This is a genomic window from Glutamicibacter sp. BW77, from assembly GCF_002332285.1.
In the GTDB taxonomy this organism is placed as follows: Bacteria; Actinomycetota; Actinomycetes; order Actinomycetales; family Micrococcaceae; genus Glutamicibacter; species Glutamicibacter bergerei.
Genome location: NZ_NRGT01000056.1, coordinates 1 through 24,159, shown reverse-complemented (window position 1 = coordinate 24,159; position 24,159 = coordinate 1). Strand labels below are relative to the sequence as shown.

Here is a 24,159-nt window from a genome sequence, read left to right as displayed (position 1 = left end):
GCGTTGAGTTCACGTAGTTGCTACAAACTACGCGGCGGGAACTTCTTGTACTTGCGATAATGATTCACTGCGTTGAGTATCAGATAGACCCGGCGACGTGGATGCTTCTCTTCCTTGAACTTCAGCGGGTTGGATACCTTACCGGCCTTGAGCAACGCGGCGGCTTTCCGCCCGGTGTCACTATCAAGGAAACGTCGCAACAGGTGGTGCGGCAGCACGGTGAATAGTCGCTCTTCACGCAACTGGAGAATTCCAATACCGGTTTCGATCACCGCATCGGTCTGCGGGTTGGAAGAATCAAAGTCTTCGCCAAGGAATTCGGTGACGTAAAAACGTGCAGGATTAATCCCTGCAGCCGTCAGATAATAATGGTTTCGCCCGAGTCGCGGGTTGATTTCAAAGAACTTCACGACGCCATCACGATGATCATATTTTGCGTCGATCATGGCGATTCCCTGCCAACCCAATTCCTCGAGCATTCGGGCACCGTCTACGGCCATCTGGTCATTGCGTCCGGTGACAATAGCCGCGGAGTTGCCCAACACCAATGGTGCATGCTCCTCGATGACTACCTCACCATATCCGGCGAAGATCACCTTCTTTTCTTGCGTAGCAAAGTAGGTGCATAGACGCATCGCATCATCAGAACCTGGAATGTACTCCTGCAAGATGTAGCCGGAAGTGTAACCACTGGCATCGATGCGTCCCAGCAAGTCTTCTAACTGGGTCAAGTTTTCCAGCGTGTGGATCTTTTGCTTGCCGGCGAACTTTGCGGCGATCCAATCGCCGGAGCTCGACGGCTTACCAATCAGCGGGAAGGTCAGCGACTTAGCCATCGCGGACAGGTCATCGCCCGCGCGATAAACGGCGGTACGTGGGTGCGCGATCCCCATTCGTTCGGCGAGCGCGTAGAAGTTCTCCTTCAAGGCGGCAGCCTCAATGACTTCTAGTTCTGGATACGGGATCACGAAGTATTCGCTGAGCTGCGCACGATGCTTGGCTATCAGCATGATGTGGAAGTCTAAAGATCCGAAGAGCATGAGTGGGCGAACCGTTTCGCCGTTGAGTTGCTCGGCAAGGGCGATAAGTTTGGTCACTACCCGCGCTTCATCGGCCATGGAGCCAATGGGGTGCAACTCGATGGCTACCGAGTGTTCAATGACTCCGTTGCCGGCCGCCGGCACTACGACCGAACGCACCTGGTACGCCTCATAAAATTCGCGCGCCAGAGTGTAGGTGCCGATGTCGCCGCCAAGGATGACGGGGACAAAAGGCTGAGAGTTCTCAATAGCCATGGGGTTTAGTTCCTACTTCGCTCGCCAGTTCATGTACTTCTCAAAGGCCCAGGCAAGTGGCTTATTCAGTGCCAGATCCCATTCGCCGTTGGTCTGCACAATGTCGCAACCCGTATTGGTTTTGAACTTGGTCAGCCCCGACAGATGGTGGTCCCCGTCCAGGGTTGCGCTGACGCCACCCTGGTCCAGGTACTTGCAGCCGGCTTCGATGGAGTCGGAGATCATGTGATGCATGATGGCCTTGGGAGCGAAGAGTTTACGTTGCTCCGAGGACGAGGCACCGTAGAGGTACCAGGCAAGGTTGCTGGAGCGTAACACGATCGCCGAGGCTAGATCTACACCCTCATGACTTGCAACGTAGAGCGTGCAGGAGCCGGGTACCGCCGCGTTGAGTACCGTGTGCATTTTTTCAAAGTAGCTCAGCGGGCGTCCGGTGAATTCTTGACGTTCAGCGGTGTGGTTATACAGAGCATGGAAGCGTGCCATGTCCTTGGTTTCACCAATTTCAACCAACAGTTCGCTCTTGAGCGACTTCCGCGTTTCGTTGCGGGTGGTGGAGGAATAGGAAGCCATCACCTGATCAGTATCTAGCTGGTTTCCTGCCGGATCCTGCAATGCCACCCTTGCCACGTATTCTGGCTGGCCGGCGGCAAAGTCCATACCGACGTCTTGTTTGGTGAATCCTAGATCGCTCAGCGCTTCGTTGAGCTTGCGCGCGTTCTCGTTGACCGATGCGGTTTCCAGATCGGCGAGCGAGGCGAGCTCGTCTTTACCGAACGCCTTGCGCACGGCGGCCGCACCCCAGGTGCGCACCGACAGCCCTGGCCCAACACGTAGCTGGAAGGCGCCACGGTTTTTCAGGTAGCTGGCCAGCAGTGGAAGGACGGTTCGCGCGTCATAGCTGTCGAAGTCTATGACCGGACCGTCTGGAATGTAGGCGAGGGTCTTTTTAATTACCGGCGCTTGCCGGTGCAGGATCAAGGCGACACCAACGAGGGTTTCACCATCAAACCAACCGAGAGATTCTCCTCGCCAGCCTGCCTTGACCTGTGCCCATTCGGGACGCTGAAGGAAGCTGACACCTTGCGCGGTAGCAAGGAACGCGGAGTGCTCGGTGCTGGATATTGGACGCACGCGAAGTTCATTGTGGCTCACAGGTAAAAGCCTATCGCGGTTTGCTTGCCACTCCGGGGATGATGCATGGCAAGCAAATGAGTCAAGGCGTTGAGCCTTCGCGGGTTCTGTAGCGGTATCTGCTCGAACCAAGATCTCAGGCTGTGAGCAAATGGACATGCTCAGCTGTGTCTTTGTCTTCCAGTCTCATGGCCCAGCGACGAATGAGCGCCGCCTGGCTCAGGCGTGCAATCTATACCCCAAGGGGGTATAATTAGTACATGGACTCTCAGACAAAGATTGCGGAACCCGTGGCGCCTCATGGCTACACTCCAGAAAAAGATGCCTTGCGCAAACGCCTGAACCGGATCGAGGGGCAGGTTCGCGGGGTTGCTCGCATGGTGGATGAAGACAAATACTGCATCGACATCCTCACCCAGATCTCGGCAATCAACGCCGCCCTACACAAGGTCAGCCTGCAACTGGTCGAAGACCATATCAGCCACTGCGTAGTGGGCGCCGCCGAAGAGTCGCTGAACACCGGGGACCCCAGCATTGTTCAAGACAAGATCTCCGAAGCTACGGCTGCGATTTCCCGACTTCTGCGCTAACCGACAGAACTTTTAATCCCCCAATAAGAATAGAGAGCAAAACATGAGCCACGCTTGTAATTGCGGTTGTTCCGATAATTCAAACTCCTCAAGCCAAGGCCTGCAGATTATTCCTCGCCCGGACAGCACTCCAGTCACCACCCAAATTGAACTCAAAATCTCGGGAATGACCTGCGGACACTGCGTCTCATCGGTATCCGAGGAACTGAAGGAAATCGCAAACGTGCAAAACGTTGAGATCATTCTGGACGCGAAGGGTATTTCCACTGCACTGCTGAGCACCTCGGGCGCCATCGGCCAAGAAGTGCTTCAAGCAGCAGTTGAAGAAGCTGGCTACACTCTCGAATCGGTCAGCAACTAGCTCTCAGCCCAAAGGGCTAGGGCCCACGGCCATTCAAACTTGTCGCAGTCTGGTCCATGATGGAGTATTAAAAAGACCGCAAGTTGCAGATCAGCGACTTCTGCTGGCCTCGCGGTCGGTACTTCCACGAAAGTAGGACAACAGATGAACGAGCAACGCGTATTCAAGGCAGTCGTAGGTAAGCAGGCCGGATGGTGGAACATTTGGGTTCCCGAACTGGACCATGTCACTTCCACACGCAAGTCCCGCAAAATTGCTGGGTACACCCGAAGCTTGATCGCAGCGGTTCTCGGAATCCCAGAATCGTCTTTCCGAGTGGAACGCGAATCGGTTTCCGCCGAAGAATTTGAACGTCGCTACACGGAGGCTGTACTAGCCACCGATGCGCAGGAAAAGAAGTAACTCACGCTTTTAAGTACTTGGCGAGCACCCCTAGCCAATGAGCACCTGACGCACAGTCGCTAAACAGTCGCGGTGATTAGAGTAGTAATTACCTTCCTCAAAGGTGCGAGTGATCGAGTAGGTGGGGGTGTCTAGCCCCCACCTCTCACACCACCGGACATGCGGGCCCGCATCCGGCGGTTCGCTAAGTCATCGAAAACGATCCCAAGCCCGGCGAAAGAAGATCAAGCCCAACTCTTCCCAATAGGAATTTGGTAAGGCCTTCTTCAGAATCGGAGAACCAGCTACCCGCCAATATCCTCGAGAGCTGTTCCCCCACTGGTAAGCAAAATCCATAATGACACCCAGACGGCGTAAATTCTTCACCCGCGTACGTGGAAGCTTCCATTCTTTCCAACGGATCTGACGCATCCGACTTCGAAACCACTTATCAAGTTCAGTGAACTTCTTCGGCGTCTCAGACAACCGGAAATAGCCCATCCAACCCCGAACATAACGGTTCAACTTGCCGATGCGAAAGTCCATCGACACACTCCATTTGCGGGAGGTCAGCCGACGAATTGTATCCTTCATGCGTTTGAACGCTTTCGGAGCAACCCGTAACCGCACCCCGCCTTTAACGAAGTAAAATCCGAAGCCCAGCAAAGTTGCAACATTCGCTGGATTGACCACGGACTTCTGCCGATTAACCTTCAACTTCAGACGCTGTTCAAGGACTCTCGTCGCCTGCTCCAGCACCCGTGACGCAGCCCGCTTAGACTTCACAAAAATCCTGATGTCATCGGCGTACCGCACGAAGCGGTGATCCCGAGACCAGAATTCCTGATCAAAATCATCAAGCATAATATTCGACAGCAACGGCGACAGAGGCGACCCCTGAGGGGTTCCTTCCGCTGTTTCCCGGCGAACACCCTGCGCCATGATCCCCGCTTCAAGATAACGGCGAACAAGCTTCAGAACCCGCTTGTCTTTCACTTTCCGCGCAACCCTAGACATCAGCACGTCATGGTTCACCCGATCAAAGAACGCATCAAGATCAACCTCAACAACCCACTTATAGCCCTGAGCGATCACCGTACGGGCAACCACCACAGCATCATGAGCGCTTTTGCCCGGCTGAAATCCATAAGAAACCGGCACAAATCCCGGGTCAGACACCGGAGACAGAACTTGCGCGAGAGCCTGCTGAATCAAACGATCCAGCACGGACGGCACTCCCAGCATCCGTTGACCACCATCAGGTTTCGGAATCATCACCTGACGCACCGGCAACGGCGCATAAGTACCAGCATCAAGCGACTTACGAGTATCCCCCCAGTGTTCACCGACCCAGCCACGCAATTCATGCGCTCCCAGACCGTCAACCCCAGCTGCATCCTTATTACGCTCAACACGTTTCAATGCGACCATCAGATTCTCCTGCGAAAACACTTGTTCCCACAGATCAACCTGTTGATCCCTGATTTCTTCCCCATCAACCGCCGGTTCAGCGCTACGCGCAGGAGAGTGCTCTTCAGGATTCACCATCTTCGCTTAACCCCTCTCTGCCCCACCACGTGTTCGTGGGTTTTCTGCGATTCCTACGTGAACGCGAGTATTCATGCTTCAGAAAATCAATTCCCAGCGTTCAGCCCTTCCCCACCCCTTATATAAAGGCAATCCTGGCATCCTCATCAGATCCAAGACACTATTCCGGTGGGTACTATGACCTCTGCTGACTTCTGCCCCATCAGCCCTGACCTCACGGCCAAAACCGCTCCACCGGTCAAACTGGTGATGCACTGAGACAGACCTCCCCAGATAAGAACATTTACTTTCCTCCTGCGCCCGCCACATCTACACACTTGCCGTTTCGGTGGAACGGGCTTCACCATCACATGCTGGTTTACCCCGACAAACATGCCTTATATGTGGTTCGTGTCCCTCGGTGCAGGGATTTGCCTCCGGCTTCCTTCCCACCCCACCTCGCGGTGACGCAGTTGCCATTGGCTAGGTCTTAAACCACCTTCTCGACCAGAGGACTTTCACCTCCAAGTAAATGCCCATGCTGGGCGTACATGTTCCAATGGCCCAGTTCATAATGAACTGGGCCATTGGGTTTTAACTACCAGATTTCCGGATTTATCTGGGTGTTCCATGGATACGCTTCATACTTCGGGGTGAGGTTTACATCCGATTATTAGACCTATACATCGCTACAAATCACATGCTCCGCAGAGCTCATGAGGGCCATAACTCGAATTCTCAATAATACGAAACGTTACGGGCCGCTGAAAAGATCAACCCATCTCCCAGCTCTGCATTCTTAAACCTCGCTGTCAGCTCGCACTTTCAAGCTCCCGATACGTTCTACGCATCTTCAAATGACCTGCCAACTAGTGCTTTATGCAACAACAGTGATTCGTAGACAAGTTTTCTGCAAGACCCATCGCCCCAGTGCAATGGCAAAAACATCCGGCGCATCTACCGCAAACCTTTAGCAAAGAATCCCTCCGGCTTGCTTCATAAACTAAAACATGGGCATACTGTGACAGCTATCACAAGTTACTTGCCGTTGATGCGTGGCGGGAGAGATCCGCCCCAGCCAAGGGCGGGCGCCGTAGGAGCAATTCCTCCCCAGGAAACTCTCAGGACCCCGTACCGCCACGATGAGGCAAATCTGGAAAGTAGTATGGACTTGTCCATACTCACCGACGGAGCAAATCTTGAACCCAATGACGGGTCAAGATGAAAACTCTCAGGTCTTCAAACAGATTGGGGAGGAACAAAGAACAGTGCCGCATTGTCTGCACCCGATTCGAAAGTTCCCCCAATGGTCAACCTCCTTCGCGCTCAGCTCATCGAGCTGCGCCCCGCGCATGATGACGCGCAGAATCTTGTCCTGGAGAACGAGTATTCGGGTGCAAACGTAGATCTGCCGCAACGTGGGTTATCCCTCGGGAATAACCCATGGCACCTCTTCGAAGCACCTCACCACTCCTGGAAGGCAGCAGAATGAGCACCACCAGCTCTTCGCCCAAGCTCGAACGCGGGCTCTCAAACCGTCATATTCAGCTCATTGCAATTGGCGGTGCCATTGGTACCGGTCTATTCATGGGCTCCGGCAAGACCATCTCGGTCGCTGGCCCATCGGTCATTTTTGTTTACATGATCATCGGCTTCATGCTGTTCTTTGTCATGCGTGCCATGGGAGAACTACTGCTGTCGAACCTGAATTACAAAACCTTCGCCGATTTCGCCGGTGATCTGCTGGGGCCATGGGCTGCGTTCTTCACCGGCTGGACCTACTGGTTCTGCTGGGTGGTTACAGGTATTGCCGACGTGGTGGCGATTGCTCACTACGTCGCCTACTGGTGGGGCAACCTTCCGCTATGGATTCCGGCGCTGGCTTGTATCGCACTGTTGCTGGTGCTGAATCTGGCTACCGTGAAGGCCTTTGGCGAAACCGAGTTCTGGTTCTCCATGATCAAGATTGTCGCCATTGGTGCGCTGATTGTGGTGGGTCTGGTTATGATCATCACCGAGTTCCAGTCCAATGGCGCGACCGCTTCCTTTAGCAACCTCTGGGCCGATGGTGGCATGTTCCCCACCGGTTTCATGGGCTTCGTAGCTGGTTTCCAGATTGCAGTATTCGCATTTGTGGGAATTGAGCTCGTAGGTACTACCGCGGCAGAAACCAAGGATCCAGAAAAGACCCTTCCTAAAGCGATCAACTCGATTCCGATTCGAATCCTGTTCTTCTACGTAGGCGCTTTGATCATCCTCATGGCCGTTCAGCCATGGCGTCTGTTCTCAGCAGGGGAATCGCCTTTCGTTGGCATGTTCGTGCTCGCCGGGTTGGCTGGCGCGGCAGGTGTGATCAACTTTGTGGTGCTGACCTCCGCAACGTCCAGTGCTAACTCGGGGATCTATTCGACCTCCCGTATGCTCCGTGGCCTGTCCATGGAGGGCGACGCGCCCAAATCCTTCGAGAAGCTTTCTGGTCGCAGCGTCCCACGCAATGCGCTGATGTTCTCCTGCATGTTCCTCCTCGCCGGAGTGGTGCTGCTCTACAGTGGCGATTCGGTGATTGCGGCCTTCACGCTGGTGACTACGGTCTCCGCACTATGCTTCATGTTCGTCTGGTCGATTATCTTGATCAGCTACCTGGTGTACCGCAGGCGCCGTCCACACCTGCACGCAGCGAGCAAGTTCAAGATGCCAGGCGGAGCGTTCATGCCATACGTGGTGCTCGCATTCTTCGGCTTCATCTTGTGGGCATTGACTACCCAGTTAGATACCCTGCAAGCGCTACTGATCACTCCACTGTGGTTTGTTGGCCTGGCAATTGGTTACAGCGTTATTCGCCGCAACCCACGCCATGCACAGCTTCGTGCACTGCACGTGGAAAAGGTCGTTTCCGAGCGTGAAGATGCCGGGGCCTTCCGCATTCACGGTCCCCGCGTGGAGAACACCATAGATTCTGAAACTCACTCGGTGTAAATAGCCGAGTTTGGCACCGCATCCCCTCGTGGGGTGCGGTGCTTTTTCATATCCACTCAGCTTCCCGAGGCCCGAACCACTCTGCTAATTAAGTGCTGTGCGGCGTTTGATCAGCAAGCCAATAACAATACTTTGCAAGGCGCCAAGCGCCGCGCCCAGAACTGTCATGGACAACCTGTCAACTAACAAACTGCCCATCGGTTCGGTGCTGCCCAGATGCACCATCAACAAGGCGGTAACAGTCATAAAGATCATGCCCACCGCGTAGTGTCGCAAGATCACCATTTCAATGCAGAACTGGCTGGCGACGGCCACCAGTAATATCAGCCAGATCGGTGGATCAAACATCACGATGACTCCGGTGAGCAACACCCCCACGCAGGTACCCACACAACGTTGAATACCACGGGAAACCCGAGCATACGTGTCCAACCCCATCGCCGCGGCGATAGCACCCAGGCTCGCCCAGTACCAGTGATTACCACCAAAGGTATAGGCCACGGCTCCGGCGATAAATACGGCGAGCGCCATCTGCGTCGATTCCGTATAAGCGCGCGGGTTTGGATTCCAGAAAAAGCCCTTGCCTAAGGTGTGTAGCAACTTGGCGCGACGCAGCGAAAGCCCCAGCATGAACAGCACGCTGAAAATTACCGTGCCCACACCAACCACAAGCACGCCAACAAAATTATCGGCAGTGGCGGGAACGCTAATGCAGGCGCCACCGGCAAAAACCGCAAAGACCGGTCCAGGTGGCATCCAGCGGACGGCGCAGGAGACAAAATTCGCTCCGAAAGCAATAGCCGCCAACACCAGTATGCGCACCACAAACGGTGACTCGATCATGGAGAAGAAGGTACCCAGCGCCATAGCGGCAATTTGCACCAAGCCACTGCTCAGCTGCTGCCAAAAACGGACCGCATCGGTATCGTAGCGCCCAAAGACCGAGCAGAACGCCCCAAACGCAGCGTACATGGCCCAGTCCAGTCGGCCGCTAACGGCCAACAGGGTCAGTGGCACTGCCACGCAGAAGGCGGCCTTTGTGGCTGGGACCAACGAGGGCATCGCCGGGCCCACGGTAATGCTGTGCTCCCACACTGCTTTCAGGTGTTGCCTCACTGAGCAGACTCATCTTCTTGAGCTACGACTAGCTGCAAGAGTTCACGCAGTTGCTCGCGCTGTGCGACATTGAGGACTCCGAAGAGTTCCATTTCGCTGTCCCGCGCGGCACTCATGGCCTTGGCGGTGAATTTCTGGCCGGACTCGGTCAAGGTGATGAGGTTACGTCGCCGGTCACCGGGATCAACGCTGCGCTCAACAATGCCATGCTGCGCCAGTTCATCAAGATAGGCCACCAAGTGGCCACGGTTCAGGTCAGTGCGTAGCGAGAGATCGTTTTGCGACATCGGTGCGAACTCTTGCAAGGCGCACACGATCATGAAGTGATTGCGGGTCAACGCTTCCGATTCCATCATCTCGGTGAGTTTGAGCGTGCCCAAGCGACCTACACGGGAGGAGAGGTAGCTCAGTGAGCCCCATTGAAATTTTGGAATCTGTTGCTCGTTCATCCCATCAAGATATCATTTCATCGCGAAACGATTTCTAAACGAGCGCATTTTCTGTCCAAGCTCACAAGGAAAAGCGGAAAATGTCGACCTTGCCGTCATCTTCTCTCGCACACACATGGCTTCGAACTACCCGCAGGAGCACTCACCCGAAACAGAGCCGCTGCGACTGACTTATGGTCTTATGTCCTTGAATAACTGCGATAGTTGCCGATCGCGAGCACTAAGGAAGCGATAAGTAGCACTCCGGCGATTACCCAACCGGCTACCGTAAATTCATTAAGTTGTGGCACCCGCGGCAGATTGATCGCCGCTACCGCAAGAAAGAGGCACACCACAACGGCGCTCTTCCCGGTACTGGACACCCGATTCCGTTCGCCCATCAGTCCGCTCCCCTTTCGATAGCTAGCTCGTACCGCTCAAGCATCGCCTACCGGACGAACGAGCAACGTCGGTAAAGCCGGCGACGCAGATGATGCGCCTTGGATCCCCACCGTAACAGCACAGAATGTCGCACAGCTAGAAATAATCATCATCGCGGCCACGTGGGCTCCAGCCTCGGGAGTCAGTTCCATACTGAACAGCCGGATGACCTTAGCGTCGGATCCGCGCTGAACGAAGCTCATCGACACGCACCAGCACCACACCGAGCACAATCAATAGCCCACCAAATAATTGAATTGGTCCGGGAAGTTCGGAAAGGAGCAGCCATGCCCAGAGCACCGCAAAGAGCACCTCGGTCAGCGAAATAAATGAAGCCACCTTGGAACCAAGGGCGCGGGCAGCCATGACGCCGGTGGTGTAGGAAAATACCGTAGCGATCAGGATGAGTCCTAGTAACGCTACCCACCAGGGAACCTGCACCCCTGCGAAGGAACCACTACCAAACTCAGCATGCATGGGAAGAATTCCAAACAGCCCAACCAGTCCCAAGGAGACCGCGCCAACCAGCATGCCTCCGGCCGAAAGAATAATTGGCGGCAACGCACCATCCACACGCGCGCTAACGAAGAAGTAGACGGTCAATCCCACCGCGGCACCAAGACCCCACAGGATACCGATGGGATCTAATGACGAGGTTCCGCTCAAGTCCAAGACAGCGACCAATCCGGCCAACGCCAGCAGCGTTCCACCAATGGTCGCCACCGAGGGGCGTTTTTTGTGGCGCATCCAAAGCACCACAACAATCAGTACCGGTGCCAGATATTCCAGCAGTAAGGCAACGCCCACATCCAGGCGTTCAACTGCCAAAAAATAGCACAACTGGCAGGCGCCCACACCGAAGAATCCAAACAGCAAAATTGATGCCCAGTTGGTGCGCAGCAGCACCCAGCGACCGCGCATGGCCAGCAATGCCGGGATCGCGAGGATTAGTGCGGCTCCGGCCATCCGGACCGCAACAGCTGCTGCAGGAGTCCATCCGGCTTCGAACAGTCCTTTAGCGAAGGAACCCGACAGGCCAAAAGCTGCCGAAGATGCCAGGGCAATCCAGACGCCAGCCAGTTGCCCGTGGGGCACCGGTGCACTCATGCGTTCGGCTACGGGCGCCACTGGCTCTGGGTGGTTCGACATGAGTGGTTAAACCTTCGCTACGAATACTCCATACACGACATGCAGCAACGAAATATGCAGGTGGTTCAGGAGCAAAGAATTGTATGATCATGACAATACGGATACGTTTGAACTCGCGTCAATCCACGACCTTCACGGGAACTATTTATGACTTTTGCGCCAGATATTGAAGCCTCACTGCGCACTATTGTGAACTTGCTAAACACCGAAGTCTCGTTTGCTGACATGCTCTCGACGGTGGCTGATTTAGATCATTTTCTGCAGACCGAAAACTTCAACGGTCCGCACGCACAGGACCAGTCGGAGTTGCGTTCCATCCGACAGCTGCGCTCGCAGCTCAAGGGCATCTGGACCACGAATGAAGATGACGCGGTGTATAAGGTCAATCAGATTCTGCGCAACGTCAACGCGCAGCCACAGCTGATCAAAAATGAAAAATGGGGTTACCACCTACACGCCACCACAAACCGTGCCCCACTCTATGACCGCATGGCAGTGGACGCGGCAATGGCATTAGCGGAAGTCATTCGTTCCGGAGGACGCGAACGATTACGGATCTGTGCGTCCACCGATTGTGGAGCGGCCCTGCTTGACCTGTCACGGAACCGTTCGAAGCTCTACTGCGATACTGGAAACTGCGCTAACCGGGAACACGTACGTGCCTACCGTGCACGAAAAGCTACTCCGAGATACTAGCGAGTCGCATTTTGGCCCTTTTCGCCCCTATGATGAGGTGACAACAGCAGTACTAAATGTTGAAGTCGAAAGGCCAGATCATGACCGGTGAAGCACACGCATCCGATGAATATGAAGCACGCCTCGAAGCCAGTGAGGATTCACCGCTAAAGGCCGCCGGCCGGTGGACCGCAGCAATCTTCTCCGCCACTCTGGGGGACGCCGAATTTGAGGCTCGCGGCGCCGAAGTCGTGGTGCATTCGCGCACCGACGATACGGTGCTGCTCCGCATGGAGACCTCAAATCTCGAAGAAGCCGAAAGGCTCATCGTGCAGATCCGCAAGGATCTAGACGAGTTGAGCACCGTCGACTTCGTCGATGAATGGGGCCAGGGAAATACCCAGAGTGGGCGTCACACTAAAGAAAGCTGAGCTAGCTTCTAACGCGCTACCAGCACACCATCCGCGTCGGCGTACACCATGACTCCGGGGCGGATGGTCACGGCATCAATTTCGATGTCAAGGTCACTGAATCCACCCCCGCGCTTCACGGTTTTACGTGGGTTGCTGCCCAAGGCTTTGATGCCTAGATCCATGGTGGCCATTTCAACGCGGTCGCGTACCGCACCGTTGATGATGACTCCGACCCACCCGTTATCCACTGCGGCTTGGGCAATCATGTCCCCCATCAGTGCAAAACGCAGCGACCCGCCACCATCAACCACTAAGACCTGCCCCTCACCGGGGGTGTTCAACGTGGATTTGATCAACACGTTATCTTCAAAGCATTTGATGGTTTTGGCGGGGCCAAAGAAGCTTTCCCGGGCACCAAAGTTCTGAAACTGCAGTGAAATCGACTGCAGTTTGTCTTCGAATTCATCGTATAAATCCGCGGTGCTGATCGCTTCTTGCTGCATGGTTGCTCCTAGACGGTCAGGGGTCCAAACTTGTTCAACTCACAGCCTAACTTGCAGCCGAATTATTTGGTCTTTAGTGTCTCGCGGTATGTTTCTTTGGCCAGCGCGCCTAACCGTGAATGTTTGCGCCCGTAGCCCAAATACACGATGAACCCAACAGCCATCCAGATGCTGAAGACGATCCAGGTATTTGAGCCGAGGTTGAACATTAAGAACAAGCAGGCGGCGATACCAAGGAGCGGGGTCAGCGGGTAGAACGGTACCTTGAAGGTACGTGGCGCATCAGGCTGGGTACGGCGCAGGAAGATCACAGCGACTCCAACTAGTGCGAAGGCGAATAACGTACCGATGCTCGTCGCTTCAGCCAGTTCACCCAGCGGAATCAGCGAGGCAGTAATCGCTACGGCGGTACCGACAATGAGGGTACCGACTACCGGGGTGTGAGTCTTCGGGGAAACCTTAGCGAACGCTTTGGGCACCAACCCGTCACGGCCCATGGTCATCAAGATCCTTGTCTGGCCGTACAAAGTGGTCAGTACGACCGAGACAATGGCAATCACTGAGGCTAGAGCAAATATCAGCACCACCCAAGGCTGACCGGTGACCTCGGAAACGATCATCACCAGAGCAGCTTGTGCACCTTCGAACCACTGCCAGTTACGTGCGCCTATCGCTGCCACCGCGACCAGTACATACACGGTGGTCACCAAAACCATGGAGATGATAATAGAGCGTGGCATATCGCGTTGTGGATTCTTCGCTTCTTCACCGGCCGTAGAAGCTGCGTCAAAGCCGATGAAGGAGAAGAACACCATCGAGGCTGCCGCGCTGACACCAGCTGCGCCCATGGGTAGCAATGGTGCGAAGTTACCGGCGTCAAAGGCGGTGAATGCAACGACGGAGAAGAACACAAGAATCGCGATTTTCACCATGACCATCACGGTGTTAGCTACTGCCGATTCGCGCGCGCCACGGGCCAATAGCAAGGTAGCTGCGACGACTGTTAGCAGCGCCGGCAAGTTGATCACGCCACCATCTACCGGGCCACTGGCCAAGGATGCGGGCAGATCCAATCCAAAGATTTCTAAGGTCTGATTCACATATTGGCCAGCACCTACGGCCACCGCGGCGGCGGAGACCGCGTATTCAAGGATGAGACACCAACCGCAGATCCATGCCACGCCTTCACCCATGGTGGCGTAGGAATAAGAGTAACTAGACCCGGATACCGGGACCATGCCAGCCATCTCCGCGTAGGAAACCGCGGAGAGCAAAGCGGTGACACCGGCGAGTACGAAGGCAATCCAGATGGCTGGTCCGGCCACCGGAACGGCGTCTCCTAAGATCACCAGGATGCCGGTGCCGAGGGTGGCACCAACAGAGATCATGGTCAGCTGGAGTACACCAAAACTGCGTTTGAGCTGACCGAAACCAGCATTATTTGCCGATTCAGCGGTCATCGACTGGATTGACTTGCGTCGAATCAATTGCTCACCCAATGAGGTGCGGGTGCTATTGGGCGTTCGGTGCGCGTTGTTCACGTGTCAATCCTTGAATATTGCGTATTATCCGGTGCGGTGTGCTGACCACCGGCTAACGACAACGCGCTGGGTCCACCGTGATGGCGGACCCAGCGCGTGAGCGAAACTAATTTAGTCTTTGAACTTCTTATTTGGATTTGCTGAGGAACGGTTTACACCGGTTCCCTTGCCAAGCTCGGAATCGTTTTCCTTACCGGCCATGGTGAGCACCGAAATGATCAGCAAGCTAACGACAAAGGCTACGCCGAAGCAGACTAGTCCGATGTCTAGGCGGATCGGGTTTTGCGAGCCTCCGGTAGAGGAGATCGTACCGACCACCCCAGCGACAAGACCCAGCAACAGCGAGAAGCTCAGTGGGCCCTTGATCGACTGGCTCCACGGTTGCTTCTTCTGCGAGTTGTTTCCCACCAGGAACTCCATTTCTACTTGTCCTGTTGACCTGTTAAGTTCTAGTTATTTTCGATTTCGGTCGGAGCCGCCGCTTTAGCGTCGTGGCGATGACCGAAGGCGGCGATTAATTCAAAGACCGCAAAGATGATGGTGCCTCCACCAATCAGACCGAACATTCCGTGGGCATCAAGGCCGGTGCCGAAGAGCAACGCGATGGCAAGTACCACCGACACCGCGGCGGTGATCAGCTGGTTACGGAATGGTGGGAATTGTGCGCGCAGCTTAGCGAAGACATAGAACTCCACTAAACCGGTGACGAAGAATGCGAAGGCTGCCAGGTAAGCAACCCACATGGGGGTGGTCGCGAACAAAGCCGCAATACCTGCCAGCAGCATCAGCCCGGCGCCCAGCGCGTAGGCAGCTCGGGATTTCTCCGGTGCGCTTGGTACGGTGACGTACTGCCACATAAATGCGCCGGTCACCACCAACAACGCACCTGTCGCGTAGGACAGTACGCTTTGATCCGCGTGGATCCAGAAAATCGAGATGAGCGAGTAGACCAAGGCGCCGAGTCCGCGAAGAAATACGGGACGGAAGACGTCTTGAGCCTGGGCTGGGGTGGTTTTTGGTGCTGGCACACCCTCATTCTACCGGCGATAGAACAAAGAGTCAGCCGAGTCAAAGCTATGTCACATTTACCGGTGCACCCGCAGGTTATTTACGCCGGCGAATCAATGACTCGTTAAGCTCCCCAATCGATGCGGCACCCATCAGCTGCATCGCCACTTCGACCTCCTTGGCCAGCAGTTCGATAGCCCGGCTGACGCCTGCCTGGCCTCCGGACATTAGCCCGTAGAGGTAGGCGCGGCCAATGAGCACAAAGTCCGCCCCGGCACAGAGCGCTGCGACAATGTCCGAACCGGACATGATGCCCGAGTCCATGATAATTTCCATGTCCTCGCCGACCTCGGCACGAACCTCGCTCAATGCTTCGAAGGCGATCGGTGCACGGTCCAGCTGGCGTCCGCCGTGGTTGGAAACCACTAGACCGTCTGCCCCGGCGGCTTTAGCTTTCGCGGCGTCTTCTGCGGTGAGGATGCCCTTGACGAAAAGTTTGCCTTTCCACAGTTCACGGATCCATTTCAGATCCTCAAAGTCCAAAGACGGATCAAACATGGAGTTGATGATGGTGGGAAGATCTGCAGAGGTATCGGATAGCGAGGCGAATTTCAGCGAATCCGTGGTCAAGAAGTTGAACCACCATTCGGGACGGTAGGAGGCGTCAAGGACCGTCTTCAGCGTCAGCTCCGGTGGAATTTTCATCCCGTTGCGGGTATCGCGGTGGCGTTGTCCGGCGACCGGGGTATCCACGGTCACCAGCAAGGTGTCGAAGCCGGCGGCAGCCGCACGGTTCACTAACCCTGCAGATTTCTCGCGGTCCTTCCACAAATAGAGCTGGAACCATTTACGCGCGTCCGGGGCCGCCTGCGCAACCTCTTCAATAGAACGAGTGCCCATGGTGGAAAGGCTAAAAGGAATTCCTTCCTGTTCGGCGGCCCTTGATCCGCCGATTTCACCTTCGGAGTGCATGAACCGGGTAAACCCGGTCGGTGCGATCCCAAAGGGCAAGGCCGATGGCGCTCCAGCGATATGCGTGGACAGATCCGCTTGCGCGGTGCCATGCAGAATCCGGGGCAGCAGCTCCACGTTGTCGAAGACCTGGCGAGCACGGGTTGCGCTGATTTCGCGCCCTGCCGCGCCATCCACATAATCGAAGGCGGCGGTTGGGGTGCGGCGCTTGGCAATGGAGCGCAGGTCCCAGATATCTGCTGCTTTGCCCAGCCGTGCAGCGCGGCGGTCTGCAGCCGGCAGTTTGAACTTCATCAGGTTGACCAGTTCGCTGATATCGGGAAATTGGCGTTTGAGGTTGCTCAAGATACATCCTTTGAATCTCGCAGTGCGGGGCAGAAGTTTTTAGTAGCGGACGCTGTTTTTTGCGCGGGTGCCAAGGAAGATGGCGACCGCGGAGCTCAGGCAGCACAGGGCCAGGAAACTAGCAGGGAGGCTGACCGAACCGTTGCCCAGTTCCAGAAGTGTTGCGGCAATCAGCGGAGAGAGTCCAGCGACAATGGCGCCATTGAGTTCTCTGGCGATAGCGATCCCGCTAAAGCGCACGGTGACGGGGAATAGCTCGGTCAAAAACGCACCTTGGGCTCCGGAGGTGCAGGGAATGACCAGGCCATAGCCCAGCGCGATGGCCAAGAATCCGTAGATGAATTGATCTGTGGAGAGCATCAGGAAGATGGGGAATGCCAGCAGTAAACCGGCAATGTTTCCGGCTGCCAAGATGCGGGCAGAACCAAATTTGTCGGCTAGCCAGCCGCCTGCTGGAGTGAGCAGCACCGAGACCAGCGAGCCCAGGGTCACCGCCAGCAACGCCTCGCTACGGGCCATGCCGGAGCCCACCATCAGGCTGATGGAGAAGACGGCAATAATGTAGTTGGTGGCGTTGTGCCCGGTGATCGCGAAGAAGCCGAGTACTACCCGGCGCCAGTGGGATTCGAAGACTTCGCGCAGTGGAAGCTTCTGTGCGCCGGCGCGTTGCCGCGCCTGGTTCATGGCCTGCGCGTACTCGGGGGTCTCTTCGAGCTTGTTGCGGATGTACAGGGCTAACAGGAAAAGCAGTGCGGAGATCAGGAACGGAATGCGCCAGGCCCACCCGAGCAGGGCTTCATCGCCGAGCAGGGATACGCCGAAGAAGCAGATCGTTGCCAAGGCAATGCCAAGGGGCGGAGTGGAAAGAATAAGTGAGGTGTACAGGCCACGTTTTTTCGGTTCCACGTATTCGGCCACCAGCGTCATCGCTCCGGTGAGTTCCGCCCCGGCACCAAATCCTTGGACAAGCCGCAAGAACACCAGAAGACCAATGGACCAGGCTCCCCACGTTTGCGCGGTGGGCAGCAAGCCGATGCCCACGGTGGCGATACCCATCAGAATTACCGAGAGCAGCATGGCCGGGCGGCGGCCAAACCTATCTCCCAGATGTCCAATGACAGCGCCACCTACCGGACGGGCAACAAAGCCGACCGCGAAGGTCGCGAAGGCGGCGATGGATGCCGCGGAGCTGCCGGCCGAGGAGAAGAACAGCGGGCCAATCACCACACTTGCCGCGGCTCCGTAGAGGGCGTAGTCGTACCATTCGATGGCGGTTCCCACCAGGGATGCGGAGATGGCGCGGCGGCGTTGCAGACGCAACGGGTCGCGGTCCGTCGTATTGAGTTGGTTCATTGGCGTGAGCTCCTGCGCTCTGCAGCGAAATATCGGATCTGGTCATTGCCAAGCAACGTAAGATACCTGAAATATATTTCATACAAGACTAGAGTGTTCTTTGATTCCAAGTGAATTCCTACGCCAAAAGTTACGCGCAGGTTTTGGAATGGACGCGAAGAAAAGAGGAGATATGGCTAGCTCACTTTCTGAGCGCCTCACGAGGCAATTGCGCGAACGGATCACCACCGGACTGCTGGCCCCGGGGACCTTAGTGATTGAACCGGCGCTCGCCGAAGAATTTCAGGTGTCAAAGACCCCTGTGCGCGAATCACTGCGCCAGCTGACCAGCGAAGGGCTGCTGCAGCTGCTGCCCAAGAAGGGCTATTTGGTGCGGGCCATCAGCGTGGAGGACATCCATGAGGTGCTGGAATTGCGCATCTTGCTGGAGCCACGCGCCGCACATCATGTCGCTCGATTCCATTCGGCGCAAACCCTGGCGGTTTTACGCGGGCATCTGGCCGAACAAGAACAACTTGCCGAAGCCGACCCCATTGCCTCAATGCTCGCAGCGCGTCGTTTCCACGAAGAGCTCTGCGCGGCCAACCGCAATACGCGGATCACCAGCACGCTCACCAGATGTTTCGCCGAGACCGCAAGAGGTCATTTTGTGCTGCCTTCAATGCAGACATATATGTCTCAATCCACTGAACTCGCAGAGCATCAGGCCATCTTGGCGGCCATAATCGCAGCAGATGCCCCAGGCGCAGAACAAGCCATGCGCACCCATTTGCAGTCAATTCACCGGGCGATGCTCGGCGGTCAGGAAGATCGAGACGAGCTGTGGGGTTAGTCTCCGCAGCTATCTCATTGGCCTAGGCGCATCCACGCATTCCCGCGTGCTCGAACTCCGAGGGTGAGCGCCCTAGCCAGCATGTAGCCGATGGCGAAAGCCACCCAGATCCATAAAATTGCAGCCTGCGGATCTGTGGCGAAGTGCTGAACAGCCCACAGCATTGGCAGATATAAAACGAGGTTTATCACGCCCGCAATGCCTAGATATTTTGCGTCCCCTGCGCCAATAAGCACCCCGTCAAGGACAAACACCAAACCGCATAACGGTTGCGACAGCGCCAAGATCCACAACCCAATGGTGGTTAGCTGGTGGATCTCGGTATTTGGAGTAAACAGCATCGGGAACACCCACGAGGTGGCGAAAAGCAGCAGCCCGGTGAAGACGCCAAAGTAGATGCCCCATCGACTCATCAGGCCGGTGAGCTGGCGGACTTTGGCAGCATCCCCCGACCCAAGTTCCTTGCCTATCAGCGCCTGAGCCGCGATGGCTAACGCGTCCAGGGCGAAGGCAAGGAAGGAGAAAATGGTGAAGACTAGCTGGTGCGCCGCCAAGGTCATTTCGCCTGCATTAGTCGCTACCACCACCGTGAGCAGCAGGGCAGCGCGCATGGTCAGGTTGCGAAGCATCAGCCACGATCCAACTTGGCCGGTGGAAATGAATCCAACCCAGCTCGGGCGTAGCTGGATCTTGGCTTCACGGATACGTGGAATCAGCATCCACAGGTATACCAATGCCATCATCCACTGCGCAATCGAGGTCCCCAGGGCCGCGCCAGCCACCGACATGTCCAGGCCATAAACCAGCGAGAAGTTCAGCACAATGTTCAGGCCAAACCCCGCGGTGGCAACAACCAAAGGCGTCTTGGTGTCCTGCATGCCACGCAATACACCCGTGGCAGCGAGGACCAGCAGCATCGCGGTGAGCCCTGGCATGGAATACAAAATATAGTCAACGGCGAATTCGAGGGTTTGCCCCTCACCACCCAAAAGGCGCACCAGCGGCCTGGCGAAAATGAATCCGGCCAGGGACAAAATCACACCCAAAGCCACCGCAAACCACATGCCGTCGCGTCCGGCAGCCATGGCCTTCGCCTGCTGTCCGGCACCAATGGCACGGGCCACCGCAGGGGTCGTCGCGTAAGCCAAAAAGATCATCAGACCCACGGCCGTATGAAGCACCGTTGTTCCCAATGCGGCACCTGCAAGTTCGGCAACACCCAAGTGTCCGATAATGGCAGAGTCGGCCATCAGGAATAGCGGTTCGGCAATTAACGCGCCCAAGGCGGGAATAGCCAGCACAAGAATCTGCTTGGCCAACCCTGGGGAAGACGTTTGGGATTTATCTGAATTCACGAGTCCTACTCTACGAACAGTTCCCTGCTAACGGCGATTTCTGCACTGGGTTAACACTTCACCACTTGTTAACCAACCGCTAAGCATGGGCTGCCATTCTTTATATACCTGAGCTGAAATACTTCGGTCATGACATCTTCGCGCGACTCAACGCTTCGTGAACACCCTCCGGGTTCCTCGGTACCTGAAGTTTTCATTGCCTTTCTTAAAATGGGATTCACCGCATTTGGCGGTCCCACCGCGCATCTGGGTTTCTTCCGCGAAGAGTTTGTCGTCAAAAGGAAATGGGTGAGCGAAAGCGCCTATGCGGATCTAGTGGCTCTCTGCCAGTTTTTACCCGGCCCTGCCTCCAGCCAGGTGGGCATGGCTTTGGGGTTGCAACGTGCTGGAACGCTGGGCCTGATCGCGGCGTGGGCCGCATTTACACTGCCGTCCGCAGTGCTGTTGGTGCTCTTCGCGATCGCAGCAAACAGCTTGGATTCGCTGATCGGTGATGGGTGGATAATTGGATTGAAGGCCGCCACCGTGGCGGTGGTGGCCCATGCAGTATTGGGCATGGCCAAAACGCTGGCACCTGATGCACCCCGGGCCACACTAGCTGTGGCGGCCATGGCGTTGGTGCTCATCTTCCCGTCTCCCCTGATCCAGGTAGCGGTGATCTTGGGAGCTGGACTCATTGGGCTACTCTGGCTACGTGGCCAAACACCACCGGCAGAACAAACTGAGTTCAGCTTCGCGCGGCATTCAAAGCGCGGTGCCTTGATATACCTTGCCATTTTTCTCTTGCTGCTCTTCGGTCTGCCGGTAGCAGCAGCAATTTTTGATCACGGGTCACTGGACTTGTTTGAAACCTTCTACAGCACCGGAGCGCTTGTCTTCGGCGGTGGACACGTAGTCTTGCCGATGCTCGAAGTACAGACGGTAAGCACCGGACTCGTTGAACATGATGCTTTTCTAGCCGGCTACGCGGCAGCGCAAGCAGTCCCCGGACCGTTATTCACCTTCGCGGCCTATCTGGGAATGGTCTTTCAAGCTGAACCGTCCGGAATTCTCGGCGCAGCGATTGCGCTGGTGGCCATTTTCCTCCCTTCAGCCCTGCTCATTGCTGCGGTCCTTCCGTTCTGGCAGCGATTGCGGCATTCAAACGTCGCGCGGCGGGCGCTGATGGGAGTTAATGCTGCGGTGGTGGGGCTTCTGGCGGCCGCGCTCTACTCCCCGGTGTTTGTGCAGGGCGCGTCGACTATTCCCACTTTGGTGCTGGCCACCGCAGGATTTGTCGCTTTGCACTCGTGGAAACTAGCGCCATGGCTACTTGTCGTTGCCAGCGCGCTCATCGGTTGGATGCTCTTCTAACCCTGTGCAGGCACCACAGATCAAGTTAGGCTGGGACACCCCTGCGCCCTAACTTTTGGAAGTAGAAGTATGCAACTAATCGATTGGCAGTGCTCCGCCTGTGCCGTGGAGTTTGAGCCATCGGCCCAAACACCAGATTTCTGTCCCATCTGCGTTGATGAACGGCAGTTTGTTCCGGACGGTCTGCAACGCTGGACTCATCGCACCGAATTGCTGGAAGCCGGCCACCGCATAGAATTCCGCGAGCTTGAGCCCGGTCTGACCTCGTTGACCGCTGCGAACATTGGAATCGGTCAAAGCGCCTTGCTAGTGCAGACCAAGGCGGGAAATCTGCTCTTTGACGTTCCGGGGATATTGGATCAGCATGCCTTCGAGGTGATCGGCAAGCGCGGCGGTATCCAAGGGATTGTGGCAAGCCATCCGCATATGTACGGGGTGCAATCTGCCTACAGCAGCGCGTTCGGCGACGCTCCCATCTATGTCGCAGCCGCAGATCAAAACTGGGTCCAACGCAGCAGTGCCAACGTGAAGATTTGGTCAGAACCCTTTGAACCAATTGACGGAATCCGCCTGGAACAGATTGGCGGGCACTTCCCCGGGAGTACCGTAGCGCTGTGGGAAGCTGGAGCCGGCGCGCAGGGAGTCCTGCTGGCCGGGGATTCAGTCTTTCCGGTAGCTGATGGAAACGTCACCTTCTTGCGCAGCTACCCCAACCGCATTCCGCTATCGGGGCCGGTGGTGCAACGCATTGCCACGCAGTTAGCCGCCATGGAATTCGAACGTCTCTACAATAATTTCGCCACCGTGGTGCCAGAGCGTGCCGGCGAGATCGTAGCGTTCTCGGCCGCACGCTACGCTGCGTGGGCCAGTGGCAGCAATGACTCATTGACCTGAGCTAGAGCATCAGTCGCACCAGTGGCGTAGCGATCAAAATGGTCAAAGCGACGCGGATGAACCAGATGATGACCATATCGCGCAGGCGCAACGGGATGCTGGTGGCCAGCAAACATGGGACCAGTGCCGAGAAGAAGATAATCGCCGAGACGCAGATGATGGCGACCACCATGCGTAGCTCGATGGATTCATGACCGGCGGCCAAGGTAGCGGGCAAGAACATTTCGGCTATACCTGTGGCCGAAGCCTTGCCGACCAGCATTGGATCTTCCAGCCCAACTACCCAGGCAAAAGGCACAAATAGGTAGCCTAACCAGTCGAAGAGCGGGGTGTACTTGGCCAGCAGCAGACCGGCCAGACCAACGGAAAGGATGGAGGGAAGAATGGCCATGGCCATTTTTAGCCCGTCCCAGACGTTGTCGCGCATATTCTGCGCAAAGCTCGGCGCACGGTGCACTGCCAGTAGCGCTTTGTTCCACGCGGTCGCGGCACGTCGACCGGTGACCTTTTCTTCGGCATGGTGTTCCACGCCTAGGTACGTTTCGTCCTTGATGCGGCTCAGCGGCGGGATCCGCACGGTGATCGCCGTGACGGCAAAGGTGACCACCAGGGCCAGCCAGAAGTACATGCTCCAGTACTCCATCAAATCCAGCGCCTTCGCAACGATCACCATGAAGCTTGCCGACACCGTGGAGAAGCCGGTGGCAATAATTGCTGCTTCGCGCCCGGTGTAACGACCGCCTCGATACATGCGGTCGGTGATCAGCAGCCCCAGTGAGTAGCTGCCCACAAAGGATGCGACCGCGTCCACGGCCGAGCGTCCCGGGGTGCGCCAGAGCGGACGCATCACCGGCTGGCAAAAGACGCCCAGGAATTCCATGAGCCCATAGCCGACCAGCAACGCCAAGAACACCGCACCCACCGGCACGATCAGCCCCACCGGAATCACCAGCTTATTGAGCAGGAAGGGTCCCATACTCTCGTCGGTAAGCCATGCCGGTCCCCCACCAAAAATCAGAACCGCGCCCACCACGAGTCCCACCACATTGGCGAAGGCGAAGACCATCCGAAGCTTGGAGGCTTTCCAGCCACCGTTGATGAAAGGCATGATGGTTCCGGCTAGCAACAGAATCAGAATCTAGAAAGGTACCGCCGGCCCCAAAGCATTGCGGATGAAAGTCACTAGGTGGTCCAGCGGAATCGTGCTGGTGCCGTTCAGCGTGATCGGGATGAAGAACATCGCGATGCCGATCAAGCTGAAGACGATAAATTTGGCAACGTGCGAGGCTTTCGCTGGCCGGGTAGTTAATGACTCCGATGTCATGGCGTACCTATTTCTCTCTGGCGGGGGAAGCGTTGCGCTTCAGCGGTCAAGATCTAATAACACCCGAAACATGGACTGCTATGTGACTGGCACCTCACCATTTGTCCGAAATTTCAGACTTTGAAAGAGTAGCCGTTTCAAAGACGCAAAGGGGCCCAAGGCTCACCTACTTTTGAACTGGTCCCCGAAAGTT

24 protein-coding genes, 1 pseudogene and 1 riboswitch are annotated in these 24,159 nt (G+C 56.2%); of the genes and pseudogenes, 10 read left to right on the top strand and 15 right to left on the bottom strand.

The annotated features are described in order from the left end of the window. Positions 1–20 precede the first annotated feature (20 nt). Together CIK74_RS08305 and CIK74_RS08300 are read right to left on the bottom strand one after the other, a co-directional pair. Complete coding sequence (locus CIK74_RS08305) at positions 21–1,295, bottom strand: carbamoyl-phosphate synthase (RefSeq protein WP_096255478.1); 1,275 nt, start codon at positions 1,293–1,295, stop codon at positions 21–23. A gap of 12 nt (positions 1,296–1,307) precedes the next feature. Further along, positions 1,308–2,450 (bottom strand): peptidoglycan bridge formation glycyltransferase FemA/FemB family protein, encoded by a 1,143-nt coding sequence (locus tag CIK74_RS08300; protein WP_096255476.1) that lies wholly within the window; start codon positions 2,448–2,450, stop codon positions 1,308–1,310. 239 nt (positions 2,451–2,689) lie between these two features. Here CIK74_RS08300 and CIK74_RS08295 point away from each other — a divergent pair, with 239 nt between their 5' ends. From CIK74_RS08295 to CIK74_RS08285, 3 genes are all read left to right on the top strand, one after another. Next, entirely contained in the window at positions 2,690–3,019 is a 330-nt protein-coding gene (locus CIK74_RS08295) for a metal-sensitive transcriptional regulator (protein WP_096255475.1), read from the top strand. A 43-nt stretch (positions 3,020–3,062) separates the two neighbouring features. Beyond that, positions 3,063–3,380, top strand: a complete 318-nt coding sequence (locus tag CIK74_RS19040; protein ID WP_096255474.1) for a heavy-metal-associated domain-containing protein — start codon at positions 3,063–3,065, stop codon at positions 3,378–3,380. 144 nt (positions 3,381–3,524) lie between these two features. Further along, complete coding sequence (locus CIK74_RS08285; protein ID WP_096255472.1) at positions 3,525–3,782, top strand: hypothetical protein; 258 nt, start codon at positions 3,525–3,527, stop codon at positions 3,780–3,782. A 189-nt stretch (positions 3,783–3,971) separates the two neighbouring features. On the opposite strand, the gene ltrA is transcribed toward CIK74_RS08285, so the two are convergent. Further along, a complete protein-coding gene (gene ltrA, locus CIK74_RS08280; RefSeq protein WP_170947801.1) occupies positions 3,972–5,309 on the bottom strand; it encodes a group II intron reverse transcriptase/maturase in 1,338 nt (445 codons plus the stop codon). A 1,028-nt stretch (positions 5,310–6,337) separates the two neighbouring features. Then, positions 6,338–6,435, top strand: a riboswitch (glycine riboswitch). Positions 6,436–6,594: 159 nt separating this feature from the next. On the opposite strand from ltrA, the gene CIK74_RS08275 reads away from it, so the two are divergent. Further along, positions 6,595–6,780 (top strand): hypothetical protein, encoded by a 186-nt coding sequence (locus CIK74_RS08275; RefSeq protein WP_096255471.1) that lies wholly within the window; start codon positions 6,595–6,597, stop codon positions 6,778–6,780. Next, a complete protein-coding gene (gene cycA, locus CIK74_RS08270; protein ID WP_096255470.1) occupies positions 6,777–8,264 on the top strand; it encodes a D-serine/D-alanine/glycine transporter in 1,488 nt (495 codons plus the stop codon). The genes CIK74_RS08275 and cycA overlap by 4 nt, the downstream gene beginning before the upstream one ends. An 84-nt stretch (positions 8,265–8,348) precedes the next feature. Here the strand turns inward: cycA and CIK74_RS08265 are convergent, their stop codons facing one another. The 4 genes from CIK74_RS08265 to CIK74_RS08250 all read right to left on the bottom strand — a co-directional run bounded on the left by CIK74_RS08265 (position 8,349) and on the right by CIK74_RS08250 (position 11,356). Then, the gene (locus CIK74_RS08265; protein ID WP_096255468.1) at positions 8,349–9,380 is read right to left on the bottom strand and encodes an FUSC family protein; all 1,032 of its coding nucleotides are present in this window, start codon (positions 9,378–9,380) and stop codon (positions 8,349–8,351) included. After that, positions 9,377–9,829: a MarR family winged helix-turn-helix transcriptional regulator gene (locus CIK74_RS08260; RefSeq protein WP_096255467.1), complete on the bottom strand. Its 453-nt coding sequence runs from the start codon at positions 9,827–9,829 to the stop codon at positions 9,377–9,379. The genes CIK74_RS08265 and CIK74_RS08260 overlap by 4 nt, the downstream gene beginning before the upstream one ends. Positions 9,830–10,008: 179 nt before the next feature. Then, positions 10,009–10,209 carry a hypothetical protein gene (locus CIK74_RS08255; RefSeq protein WP_096255465.1) on the bottom strand — a complete coding sequence of 67 codons (201 nt, stop codon included), beginning with the start codon at positions 10,207–10,209 and terminating at the stop codon, positions 10,009–10,011. A 211-nt stretch (positions 10,210–10,420) separates the two neighbouring features. After that, complete coding sequence (locus CIK74_RS08250) at positions 10,421–11,356, bottom strand: EamA family transporter (RefSeq protein WP_096255496.1); 936 nt, start codon at positions 11,354–11,356, stop codon at positions 10,421–10,423. A gap of 189 nt (positions 11,357–11,545) precedes the next feature. Between CIK74_RS08250 and CIK74_RS08245 the strand changes: the two genes are divergently transcribed. Next, positions 11,546–12,094: a CGNR zinc finger domain-containing protein gene (locus CIK74_RS08245; RefSeq protein ID WP_096255464.1), complete on the top strand. Its 549-nt coding sequence runs from the start codon at positions 11,546–11,548 to the stop codon at positions 12,092–12,094. A gap of 56 nt (positions 12,095–12,150) precedes the next feature. After that, complete coding sequence (locus tag CIK74_RS08240; RefSeq protein ID WP_096255462.1) at positions 12,151–12,504, top strand: hypothetical protein; 354 nt, start codon at positions 12,151–12,153, stop codon at positions 12,502–12,504. A gap of 8 nt (positions 12,505–12,512) precedes the next feature. Here the strand turns inward: CIK74_RS08240 and rraA are convergent, their stop codons facing one another. The 6 genes from rraA to CIK74_RS08210 form a co-directional block, all read right to left on the bottom strand. Next, positions 12,513–12,989 carry a ribonuclease E activity regulator RraA gene (gene rraA / locus CIK74_RS08235; RefSeq protein WP_096255461.1) on the bottom strand — a complete coding sequence of 159 codons (477 nt, stop codon included), beginning with the start codon at positions 12,987–12,989 and terminating at the stop codon, positions 12,513–12,515. 62 nt (positions 12,990–13,051) lie between these two features. Continuing rightward, positions 13,052–14,449, bottom strand: coding sequence for an amino acid permease (locus tag CIK74_RS08230; protein WP_096255494.1), 1,398 nt, complete (start codon positions 14,447–14,449; stop codon positions 13,052–13,054). Positions 14,450–14,641: 192 nt separating this feature from the next. Continuing rightward, a complete protein-coding gene (locus CIK74_RS08225; protein WP_229676954.1) occupies positions 14,642–14,938 on the bottom strand; it encodes a hypothetical protein in 297 nt (98 codons plus the stop codon). Positions 14,939–14,979: 41 nt separating this feature from the next. Continuing rightward, on the bottom strand, positions 14,980–15,558 hold the full coding sequence (locus CIK74_RS08220) for a DUF308 domain-containing protein (RefSeq protein ID WP_096255459.1): 579 nt from the start codon (positions 15,556–15,558) through the stop codon (positions 14,980–14,982). Positions 15,559–15,634: 76 nt separating this feature from the next. Beyond that, entirely contained in the window at positions 15,635–16,855 is a 1,221-nt protein-coding gene (locus CIK74_RS08215) for an alpha-hydroxy acid oxidase (RefSeq protein WP_096255458.1), read from the bottom strand. Between the two features lie 39 nt (positions 16,856–16,894). Continuing rightward, entirely contained in the window at positions 16,895–18,208 is a 1,314-nt protein-coding gene (locus CIK74_RS08210; RefSeq protein WP_096255456.1) for an MFS transporter, read from the bottom strand. A 172-nt stretch (positions 18,209–18,380) separates the two neighbouring features. Between CIK74_RS08210 and CIK74_RS08205 the strand changes: the two genes are divergently transcribed. After that, entirely contained in the window at positions 18,381–19,040 is a 660-nt protein-coding gene (locus CIK74_RS08205) for a GntR family transcriptional regulator (protein WP_096255455.1), read from the top strand. 14 nt (positions 19,041–19,054) lie between these two features. On the opposite strand, the gene CIK74_RS08200 is transcribed toward CIK74_RS08205, so the two are convergent. Beyond that, positions 19,055–20,395, bottom strand: a complete 1,341-nt coding sequence (locus tag CIK74_RS08200) for an MATE family efflux transporter (protein WP_096255453.1) — start codon at positions 20,393–20,395, stop codon at positions 19,055–19,057. A 129-nt stretch (positions 20,396–20,524) separates the two neighbouring features. On the opposite strand from CIK74_RS08200, the gene chrA reads away from it, so the two are divergent. Both chrA and CIK74_RS08190 read left to right on the top strand, forming a co-directional pair. Further along, positions 20,525–21,748, top strand: a complete 1,224-nt coding sequence (gene chrA, locus CIK74_RS08195; RefSeq protein WP_096255451.1) for a chromate efflux transporter — start codon at positions 20,525–20,527, stop codon at positions 21,746–21,748. A gap of 69 nt (positions 21,749–21,817) precedes the next feature. After that, positions 21,818–22,642 (top strand): hydrolase, encoded by an 825-nt coding sequence (locus tag CIK74_RS08190; RefSeq protein ID WP_170947800.1) that lies wholly within the window; start codon positions 21,818–21,820, stop codon positions 22,640–22,642. Position 22,643: 1 nt separating this feature from the next. On the opposite strand, the pseudogene CIK74_RS08185 reads toward CIK74_RS08190, so the two are convergent. Continuing rightward, positions 22,644–23,966, bottom strand: a pseudogene (locus tag CIK74_RS08185) (YjiH family protein). Positions 23,967–24,159: the final 193 nt, after the last annotated feature.

Bases quoted from the DNA above. Each gene is read 5' to 3' on its own strand.
- CIK74_RS08305 (WP_096255478.1), bottom strand. From the start codon at position 1,295: ATGGCTATTGAGAACTCTCAGCCTTTTGTCCCCGTCATCCTTGGCGGC.
- CIK74_RS08295 (WP_096255475.1), top strand. From the start codon at position 2,690: ATGGACTCTCAGACAAAGATTGCGGAACCCGTGGCGCCTCATGGCTAC.
- CIK74_RS19040 (WP_096255474.1), top strand. From the start codon at position 3,063: ATGAGCCACGCTTGTAATTGCGGTTGTTCCGATAATTCAAACTCCTCA.
- CIK74_RS08285 (WP_096255472.1), top strand. From the start codon at position 3,525: ATGAACGAGCAACGCGTATTCAAGGCAGTCGTAGGTAAGCAGGCCGGA.
- ltrA (WP_170947801.1), bottom strand. From the start codon at position 5,309: ATGGTGAATCCTGAAGAGCACTCTCCTGCGCGTAGCGCTGAACCGGCG.
- CIK74_RS08275 (WP_096255471.1), top strand. From the start codon at position 6,595: ATGGTCAACCTCCTTCGCGCTCAGCTCATCGAGCTGCGCCCCGCGCAT.
- cycA (WP_096255470.1), top strand. From the start codon at position 6,777: ATGAGCACCACCAGCTCTTCGCCCAAGCTCGAACGCGGGCTCTCAAAC.
- CIK74_RS08260 (WP_096255467.1), bottom strand. From the start codon at position 9,829: ATGAACGAGCAACAGATTCCAAAATTTCAATGGGGCTCACTGAGCTAC.
- CIK74_RS08255 (WP_096255465.1), bottom strand. From the start codon at position 10,209: ATGGGCGAACGGAATCGGGTGTCCAGTACCGGGAAGAGCGCCGTTGTG.
- CIK74_RS08250 (WP_096255496.1), bottom strand. From the start codon at position 11,356: ATGAGTGCACCGGTGCCCCACGGGCAACTGGCTGGCGTCTGGATTGCC.
- CIK74_RS08245 (WP_096255464.1), top strand. From the start codon at position 11,546: ATGACTTTTGCGCCAGATATTGAAGCCTCACTGCGCACTATTGTGAAC.
- CIK74_RS08240 (WP_096255462.1), top strand. From the start codon at position 12,151: ATGTTGAAGTCGAAAGGCCAGATCATGACCGGTGAAGCACACGCATCC.
- rraA (WP_096255461.1), bottom strand. From the start codon at position 12,989: ATGCAGCAAGAAGCGATCAGCACCGCGGATTTATACGATGAATTCGAA.
- CIK74_RS08230 (WP_096255494.1), bottom strand. From the start codon at position 14,449: ATGACCGCTGAATCGGCAAATAATGCTGGTTTCGGTCAGCTCAAACGC.
- CIK74_RS08210 (WP_096255456.1), bottom strand. From the start codon at position 18,208: ATGAACCAACTCAATACGACGGACCGCGACCCGTTGCGTCTGCAACGC.
- CIK74_RS08205 (WP_096255455.1), top strand. From the start codon at position 18,381: ATGGCTAGCTCACTTTCTGAGCGCCTCACGAGGCAATTGCGCGAACGG.
- chrA (WP_096255451.1), top strand. From the start codon at position 20,525: ATGACATCTTCGCGCGACTCAACGCTTCGTGAACACCCTCCGGGTTCC.
- CIK74_RS08190 (WP_170947800.1), top strand. From the start codon at position 21,818: ATGCAACTAATCGATTGGCAGTGCTCCGCCTGTGCCGTGGAGTTTGAG.